The sequence below is a fragment of the Streptomyces sp. WAC06614 genome (assembly GCF_003949795.1).
Lineage (GTDB): Bacteria > Actinomycetota > Actinomycetes > Streptomycetales > Streptomycetaceae > Streptomyces.
Window position 1 is genome coordinate 1 of the sequence record NZ_RPRY01000535.1, and the last position, 2949, is coordinate 2949.

General features: G+C 73.9%; 3 protein-coding genes. 2 read left to right on the forward strand and 1 reads right to left on the reverse strand.

What is annotated here, in order from left to right; genetic code table 11:
• Positions 1-253: 253 nt before the first annotated feature.
• A complete protein-coding gene (locus EF918_RS34305) occupies positions 254-811 on the forward strand; it encodes a hypothetical protein (protein ID WP_125652783.1) in 558 nt (185 codons plus the stop codon).
• A gap of 14 nt (positions 812-825) precedes the next feature.
• Here EF918_RS34305 and EF918_RS34310 read toward each other — a convergent pair whose 3' ends face one another.
• Positions 826-1569: a triacylglycerol lipase gene (locus EF918_RS34310; protein WP_125652784.1), complete on the reverse strand. Its 744-nt coding sequence runs from the start codon at positions 1567-1569 to the stop codon at positions 826-828.
• Between the two features lie 204 nt (positions 1570-1773).
• Here EF918_RS34310 and EF918_RS34315 point away from each other — a divergent pair, with 204 nt between their 5' ends.
• On the forward strand, positions 1774-2811 hold the full coding sequence (locus EF918_RS34315; protein WP_125652785.1) for a rod shape-determining protein: 1038 nt from the start codon (positions 1774-1776) through the stop codon (positions 2809-2811).
• The last annotated feature ends 138 nt before the right edge of the window (positions 2812-2949 follow it).

Genomic DNA, 2949 nt, shown 5'->3' on the forward strand with positions numbered 1-2949 from the left:
GTGCGGGACCCCGGTCGAGCTGCTGACCGCGACCACGGCCCCCGCCGGGGCCGCCCGGCGCCGTGGCGGCCCCGGCGGGGGCCGTGGTCGCGGTCAGCAGCTCGACCGGGGTCCCGCACCCTGGGCACGCCAGAGCACCGTTGAGGTGGCGGTGGCAGGAGTGGCAGTAGTCCATGGAGCCCGCAGGCTATGCGCCGGTCTGCAACATCGGTGTCCCGGCGGTGTGAGGATCCTGTGTGGAATTGTGCGTTCCATGACCGGAACCTTCGGCGTGACCGCCTTCCAGCTCGTGCTCCTGCGCCGGATGGCCGACTTCCAGCCGGAGCTGGCCGAGCAGGCCCGGCTCCGCCTCGGCGCCTCCGTCGCCGACCAGCGCGAGGCGAACCGCCGCTGGCAGGCCATGGTCCGGTCGCCCCGCTCCCGCGGGGCCCTGGCCCGCTACCGCTCGGTACTCGGCCCGCCCGAGCGGACCGCGCCGCGCACCCTCGGCGACCTGTCGTGCGAGGCCCTGCTGTGGGCCCTGCCGCTGTGGCCCGACCTGCGCTTCGAGGTGCTGGCGGCGCCGGACGGGGCGGTGTGGAACGAGTGGCTGGTCCGGGCTCCCGGCGCGCCGGGGCCGGTCCTGGAGCGGGCGGCCGACCTGCTGCCCTGGTCGGCCACCGTGGACGAGGTCGCGCGGGCCTTCGCCCCCGTCCGGCCGATGGAGGGGACCGCCCCCACCCGGTGGCGGCTGGCGTTCACCGCGGAGGGGCGGCCCCTGGTGGCCGAGTTCACGTACGGGCTGCTCCAGCGCGTGGACGAGGCCCCTTAGGGCCGGCCCGTGGGCTACGAGGCCAGGAAGGCGCGGACGCCCGCCTTGGTGCCGGGGTCGCCGAGCAGGTCGTTGTGCTGGAGGCAGCCGACGCCGGTGTTGGCCGCCCCGGCCAGCGGCACGCTGGAGTCGGGGTTGACCACCTCGTCGCAGGTCGACCAGAAGGTCGCGTACTTCACGGCGCCGGGGGTCTCGTCGCCGGAGGCCAGGTTCTTCTGGACGTAGGAGTTCGGCGTCATGTCGCGGCACGCCTGGTCCCACAGGGCGCACGCCCACGCCGTGGAGGTGCCGTGGTTCGGCCCGGCCAGCGACACCCAGTGGTCCACCGTGCCGGCGCCGCCGCCGAACTTCACGTACCAGCGGCTGACCAGCGAGCCGAAGGAGTGGGACACGATGTCGACCCGGTCGGCGCCGGTCCGCCGGCGGACCTCGTCCACGTAGCCGGCCAGCTGTCCGGACAGCACCTCGTTGACGGACTGGTGGGTGTCGTAGCCCCACGAGAACAGGTCCGCGTCCGTCCACCCGGCGGCGCGCAGGTCGGAGCGGAGCGAGCCCCAGACGCCCGGGTCGGCGTTGTAGCCGTGGACGAGGACCACCGGGCGCCGCTGGATCCGCGCCCCGTCCGCCCGGGCAGGGACGGAGGGCGCGGAGGAGGAAGGTGCGGAGGGCGCGGAAGGCGCCGCCTGGGCCGGGCCGGGCACGAGCGGCAGCAGGCAGAGCGTCAGCAGAGCCACCGTCTTCTGGCGGGCCGTCAGCATCGGGTCCCCTTTACCTTGTTACGCACGGGTAGCGCGGTCGGTGGGGGCATCCTCGGGCCTGTCGGTACAGAAAACCACCCCTGTGCAGCACCCCCCGCCCGGAGCAACCCAACGGGCGGGACCCCCCGAACGGAACAGAAGATTCCGTATGTGACCGGCAATCCGCCGGGCCTTCTCGCGTCAGCGCTCTCGGAAGGATCTGCCGTGACCGTCAGTCTGGAGCAGCTGCGCCGCTGCCACGTCGCCGTCGACCTGGGTGCCGCGCGCACCCGTGTGTACGTCAAAGGCACCGGCCTCGTGGTCGACGAGCCCAGCGCCGCCGCGATCAACACCCGTACGGGCGCCCTCATCGCCGTCGGGTCGTTCGCCGAGAAGATGACCGGCCGTACCCCCGACTACATCCGCGTGGTGCGGCCCGTCTCCGGTGGCACCGTCGTCGACATCGAGATGGCCCAGCGGATGCTGCGTCACCTGCTCGGCGAGAAGCTGCGGCGCGCCCTGCGCCGCAAGCCCCGGCTGCGCGCCGCCGCCTGCACCCCGCACGACGCCGATCCGCTCGCCCAGCGGGCCACCGTGGAGACCCTGGTCGGGATCGGCGCCCGGCGGGTGGAACTGGTCGACACCCTGATCGCGGCCGCCGTCGGCTGCGGCCTGCCGGTGGAGCAGCCGACCGCGACGATGATCATGGTGTGCGGGGCCGCCGCCACCCAGGTGGCCGTGCTGTCGCTGGGCTCCGTGGTCACCGCGCAGCGGGTGCCGGTGGGCGGCGAGGCCATCGACCACGCCGTGGTGCAGCACCTGCGCCACGCCCACGAGCTGATGCTGCCCAGCCAGTCCGTCCGCCCGCTCCAGCTCGCCCTGCACGGCAACGGCATCACCGCCGGAGGCCCGGAGTCCACCCTGATCCACGGGCTGGACGTGGCCACGGGCCTGGCCCGCTCGGTGCACGTGGACACCGCCGCCGTGCGCGACGCCATCCACACCCCGCTGACGGCCGTGCTCGACGGGATCGGCAAGGTGCTGCGGGACTGCCCGCCGGACCTGGTCGCCGACCTGACGGACACGGGGATCATGATGGTGGGAGGCAGCGCCCTGCTGCCGGGGCTGGACCAGATGCTGCGGGACGCGACCGGCATGCCCGTGCACATCGCGGAACGGCCCGACGTGTGCGCCGTCCAGGGCCTCGGCGCGATGCTCGAAGGGAAGATCACTCCGTTGGTACTCGACCCGCTGTCCGAATGACCCCGCCGGACCCGGAGGGCACCCCCGACGCCCCGCCACCCGGCGGGGCGTCACCCGGCGAGCCCTCCGGGTCCGGCGGGGCCAGTCGGACAGCGGGTTGAGTACCAACGGAGTGACGCTGGCTTTTATATACATCAC